This window comes from Bacillus sp. BS98, assembly GCF_008432245.1.
In the GTDB taxonomy this organism is placed as follows: Bacteria; Bacillota; Bacilli; order Bacillales; family Bacillaceae_G; genus Bacillus_A; species Bacillus_A toyonensis.
In genome coordinates, this window is record NZ_CP043830.1 from 305,001 (window position 1) to 310,000 (window position 5,000).

A 5,000-nucleotide genomic window follows, 5' to 3' on the forward strand; every position below is an offset into this window, starting at 1 on the left:
CCCTGACTGTATTGAAATTCTAACCTACGGGTCTTATCGACCCGGGAGACAGTGTCAGGTGGGCAGTTTGACTGGGGCGGTCGCCTCCTAAAGTGTAACGGAGGCGCCCAAAGGTTCCCTCAGAATGGTTGGAAATCATTCGTAGAGTGCAAAGGCATAAGGGAGCTTGACTGCGAGACCTACAAGTCGAGCAGGGACGAAAGTCGGGCTTAGTGATCCGGTGGTTCCGAATGGAAGGGCCATCGCTCAACGGATAAAAGCTACCCCGGGGATAACAGGCTTATCTCCCCCAAGAGTCCACATCGACGGGGAGGTTTGGCACCTCGATGTCGGCTCATCGCATCCTGGGGCTGTAGTCGGTCCCAAGGGTTGGGCTGTTCGCCCATTAAAGCGGTACGCGAGCTGGGTTCAGAACGTCGTGAGACAGTTCGGTCCCTATCCGTCGTGGGCGTAGGAAATTTGAGAGGAGCTGTCCTTAGTACGAGAGGACCGGGATGGACGCACCGCTGGTGTACCAGTTGTTCTGCCAAGGGCATAGCTGGGTAGCTATGTGCGGAAGGGATAAGTGCTGAAAGCATCTAAGCATGAAGCCCCCCTCAAGATGAGATTTCCCATAGCGTAAGCTAGTAAGATCCCTGAAAGATGATCAGGTTGATAGGTTCGAGGTGGAAGCATGGTGACATGTGGAGCTGACGAATACTAATAGATCGAGGACTTAACCATATAATATGAAGCAAATGTTATCTAGTTTTGAAGGAATATGCCTTCATAGTTTGGTGATGATGGCAGAGAGGTCACACCCGTTCCCATACCGAACACGGAAGTTAAGCTCTCTAGCGCCGATGGTAGTTGGGACCTTGTCCCTGTGAGAGTAGGACGTCGCCAAGCAAGCTTAAGACGAGTCAGAATGACTCGTCTTTTTTATGTTTTATAAAATAAGCTCGTTATCTGTAGTTTTCTTGAGCTATAAATAACGAGCTTATTTGTGTTAAAAAATAGCAACATGAAAATTCAGTAAAGCTCTGTTTATTATAGTTCTGCTGTATTTTTCACATCAATGAGCTCAAATCGTTCGCAAACGAGTAGCATATCTTCAGAAAAAGTAAAACCAAACTCATTTAGTTCCTTTGTAAAAAAACGAACATGGGTGTCTTTCCAGTAATTATACGTGCAATCTCCTTCGCCTTCAGCGATAGCGAATTCTTCGCTTACTTCATTCATCGGTGTTACAGTTACTTCTATTGTTTTAATAATCGCTACAGGTTCATCCTGACTATTGAGTATAATACTATAATCATTAGTCGTCGGTAGTGGTTCATTTTCTAACTCATAAAAAATGTGACAGGAGCATGTTGCGGTTTTGATACCATCAATTACTAATTGTGCAAGATAATTAGGGGAATCCCCAAATTGCCAAGCTGTAACAGATGCTGGTTTTTCATTGTTTCCCCAATAAGTATCCCAATATGTTTGTGCTAATGGATTCATTTGTATCGTTACCTCACTCTAATTAATATGTAGTCTTTTTATAATCCCTGAGAAATTTACTTATTTGTATGCCTTTGTACTCATTTAAAATTTGTATCGGTGTGTTGTGAATTAAGAAAGAGAATATGCGGAATGAATATGGTTTGTAAACACGTTCTGTCCATATATGGGATTTTTAATTTTCCAATTGTGTCGTACGGTAAAGGATATAACTGTTTGAAGAATATTCGGATTATTAAGGGCGGTTTATTACAACTATGCCATATTGAAGTGAGTAATACTAGAGGTGAAATAGAGAAAAAACTGATATTCCAACTTGAATATCAGTTTAGTAATATGTGACTTATATGAATCTATAGCAATATGAACAGCGTAAATAAGATAGCCAGCAAAATACGATAATATGCAAAAGGTTTTAAACCGATCTTCTCTAAAAGCTTCAAAAAAGTTACTACGGCTAGCATTGCTACTATAAAAGAGGTAATGAATCCTACCGCAAACATAGGGATGTCATCAACGCTTAAATACTTCCAACTTTTTAATAAGTCTAAGCCTGTAGCTCCAACCATTACAGGAAGAGCAATGAGAAAAGAGAATTCAGATGCGGTCTTATAATTTACTTTCGCTAATAACCCTCCAGAAATAGTAGAGCCAGCTCTAGAGAAGCCAGGATATACCGCTAAGCATTGAAATAATCCAATTGTTAATGCTTGACGGTAGGTTAAATCATCCAGTGAATAGGCGGTTGCTTCTGTCTTTTTTACTTCTGCAAAAATCATAAGAATTGCTCCTGCTACAAGTCCAATGACGACAGTATATGGCTGAAATAAGTATGTTTTAATAACACCATGTAATAGTAATCCAGCAACTACCGCTGGGAATACACCAAGAAATACATGGAATGCGTTGAATTTTTTCTCTTTTCGTAGAAGAGGTTTAATATTACATAAAGAAACAAGGCGTTTATAGTATAAAATCGCAATAGCTAAAATTGCGCCTAACTGTATAACGATTTCAAAGGTCTTTGCTCTTTCTCCTTCGAAGCCTAATAAATGTCCGACTAATATAAGGTGGCCAGTAGAAGAGATAGGTAAAAATTCTGCTAATCCCTCTACAATACCGAGTATGAAGGCAATGATGATATCGCTCATAGTTTCACTCCTATAAATTAATGAATATCTACTCTCTTAAAATAGAATAGTGTTGCAATAAATCCGAAAATTGCTGTTGCTGCAATGATGATATAAGAATACTCTGGTGGATATGTGGGTTGTAATTCGTTATTTGCGATATCTAGAGTAGCGGTCCACGGAAATAGATCTTTATGTTTAGAGTTCACGAGCATAAGGTTAATCATTGTAATAATGACCGTTAATATAATAGGTGGTACATAGGTCTTCATTACAACGGTTAATAGTACAATAGGTGAAGACAATAGAAAGAGAAGTCCACCACATATTAAAAATTTTACGAGAGAGCTTAAGAGTAAGATGGTACTAAATCCAGGGAAGCTACCTATTAGCCCTAATAATAAAGTTAGTGTCCAAGCGACTAAAGTAAGCATTATAATCCAAAGAAAGAGAATGATGAACTTACTTATAATAAAGCTAATGCGTGAGACTGGAATAGTTAGTAAATGTTTTAGTGTATCTTCTGTATATTCACGGGTAAACAGATAAGCAATCACTACCCCATATAAGGGGAATCCTATAATTAAAGTAGTATATAAGTTAACTTCGGTGAATAGTTGATGGAACAAAATAGTTGGAGTAGGTTGTTTTGTTTTTATGTGTATATAAGACGCTACGACCACTAAGAAGGGTGCGACACCAGCCCCGATAATGCTAATTAAAAACATATTGGAACGTTTTAATTTTAATAGTTCTGTATAGAGCAGATTAACCAATTGTTCCACCTCCAACTAGATTGGTGAAATAATCTTCTAATCTGTCTTCGCTCATCGCCATTTTTAATACATCGACATCATTAAGAACGAATGTTCTGTTTATGTGTCCTTGCTGTCCAAAATGAGAATAAATACGAATATTCCCTTCATCATGTACTTCATAATCAAAAATTTGAAGATGATTTTCTAATAGCATCGTGGCTCTATTGTCATTATTCACTTGAAATTCTATGTACTTACGGTTGGTTTTGCGTAGCGTATCAAGAGAAACTTCTTCTAGTAACTTTCCTTCATGGATAATTCCCATACGATCGACTAGTTGTTCTACTTCAACTAATATGTGACTAGAAATGAGTATCGTTATATTTCTTTCCTGAGCTAAAGATTTAATGAGTTTTCGCATTTCTTTAATACCGATTGGATCGAGTCCATTAGTTGGTTCATCTAGTATGAGTAGTTCAGGGTAGTGGAGAAGAGCACGTGCAATTCCTAAGCGCTGCTTCATTCCTAAAGAATACTTTCCTACTAACTTTTTTGTTTCATGCTGTAAGCCTACTATTTCTAATGCTTCTTCAATGGCATTCTTTTTGTGGATCCCAATTATCTTTGCATTAATTAATAAGTTTTCTTTTGCAGTTAAGTTTTCATAAAACCCTGGAACCTCAACGATAGAACCAATTCTTCTTAAAATATTTTTTTGATTTTGAAATAAGTCTTCTCCGAATATTTCAATATTTCCACTTGTAGGCTTTATAAGGCTAAGTAGCATACGTATGGTTGTTGTTTTGCCCGCACCGTTGCGTCCTATGAATCCATAAACCTCTCCTTGTTGAACATTAATATTTAGATTATCTACTGATTTTTGAGTGCCATATACTTTAGTAAGGTTAGTCGTTTTTATAATTGTATGTATAGGAGACACCTACTTTCTATAAGTTCTTACTTACATAATAAGAAGGAAGGCTTAACTGCATATTAATCATTTCTTAACTATTTCTTAAAAGAAGTGTATTTTGGAATGGAAAAACCAAAAGTAGTTCGTTTCCATGGGATACTTTCAACCCATATATGCCCACCATTTCTCTCCACGAGCGCTTTAGAAATCGAAAGCCCGAGACCGCTACCACCAAAAGAGGAGGTTCTTGATTGTTCGCTTCGGTACATTCGCTCAAATATGTTTTGTAAATCATGTTTTGGAATGCCAGGGCCTTTGTCCCAAATAAGAAGTTCATATTCTGTATTGGTTTCTAGTAGTTCGATTCCTACTGTTTTCCCATCTTTTCCGTAATAAATGGCATTTTTTATTAAATTACCTATAATTCGCATAAGGCTAAGGTGATCTGCGATGATAGGACAAGTAGATTCTGGTATAAGAACCTGTAGTTCGATATTCTGTTTTGAGAGTTCAGGTAAAAAATCGATTAAAGCTTCTCTAGTAACTTCAGAAAAGTCGAGTTCTTCTTCTTTTAGTGGGAATTCATTGGCGTCTAGCTTTGCCATATTGAATATTTCATCAACTAGATGTTTTAAGTTATTTGATTTCATATAAAGTATTTTAAGATATTCTTGCTTTTCTATTTCAGAAGCAGCTACTCCATCTTTTAAA

Annotated in this window: 5 protein-coding genes and 2 rRNA genes (2 of these 7 cut by a window edge); 2 read left to right on the forward strand and 5 right to left on the reverse strand. The window is 37.4% G+C overall.

Going from position 1 to position 5,000, the window contains the following annotated elements:
• Together F0362_RS01685 and rrf are read left to right on the forward strand one after the other, a co-directional pair.
• Window positions 1-723 (forward strand): 23S ribosomal RNA (locus tag F0362_RS01685); it begins 2,199 nt to the left of the window's first position.
• A gap of 49 nt (window positions 724-772) precedes the next feature.
• Window positions 773-888: ribosomal RNA gene (gene rrf / locus F0362_RS01690) — 5S ribosomal RNA — on the forward strand.
• A 141-nt stretch (window positions 889-1,029) separates the two neighbouring features.
• Here rrf and F0362_RS01695 read toward each other — a convergent pair.
• The 5 genes from F0362_RS01695 to F0362_RS01720 form a co-directional block, all read right to left on the reverse strand.
• A complete protein-coding gene (locus F0362_RS01695; protein ID WP_001068552.1) occupies window positions 1,030-1,488 on the reverse strand; it encodes an ASCH domain-containing protein in 459 nt (152 codons plus the stop codon).
• A 353-nt stretch (window positions 1,489-1,841) separates the two neighbouring features.
• Window positions 1,842-2,639: an undecaprenyl-diphosphate phosphatase UppP gene (uppP, locus tag F0362_RS01705; protein ID WP_001279970.1), complete on the reverse strand. Its 798-nt coding sequence runs from the start codon at window positions 2,637-2,639 to the stop codon at window positions 1,842-1,844.
• Window positions 2,640-2,656: 17 nt separating this feature from the next.
• Window positions 2,657-3,394 carry an ABC transporter permease gene (locus F0362_RS01710; RefSeq protein ID WP_000247704.1) on the reverse strand — a complete coding sequence of 246 codons (738 nt, stop codon included), beginning with the start codon at window positions 3,392-3,394 and terminating at the stop codon, window positions 2,657-2,659.
• Window positions 3,387-4,316, reverse strand: coding sequence for an ABC transporter ATP-binding protein (locus tag F0362_RS01715; RefSeq protein ID WP_000074551.1), 930 nt, complete (start codon window positions 4,314-4,316; stop codon window positions 3,387-3,389). Before F0362_RS01715 ends, F0362_RS01710 begins: the two co-directional genes overlap by 8 nt.
• 68 nt (window positions 4,317-4,384) lie before the next feature.
• Window positions 4,385-5,000 carry the 3' portion of a sensor histidine kinase gene (locus tag F0362_RS01720; RefSeq protein ID WP_141555809.1) on the reverse strand. It continues 398 nt past the right edge of the window, so the window shows 616 of its 1,014 coding nt (coding positions 399-1,014); its start codon lies off the right edge, out of view; it ends in the stop codon at window positions 4,385-4,387.

Excerpts from the sequence above, each read along its gene's own strand:
- uppP (WP_001279970.1), bottom strand. The coding sequence starts at position 2,639 with ATGAGCGATATCATCATTGCCTTCATACTCGGTATTGTAGAGGGATTA.
- F0362_RS01695 (WP_001068552.1), bottom strand. The coding sequence starts at position 1,488 with ATGAATCCATTAGCACAAACATATTGGGATACTTATTGGGGAAACAAT.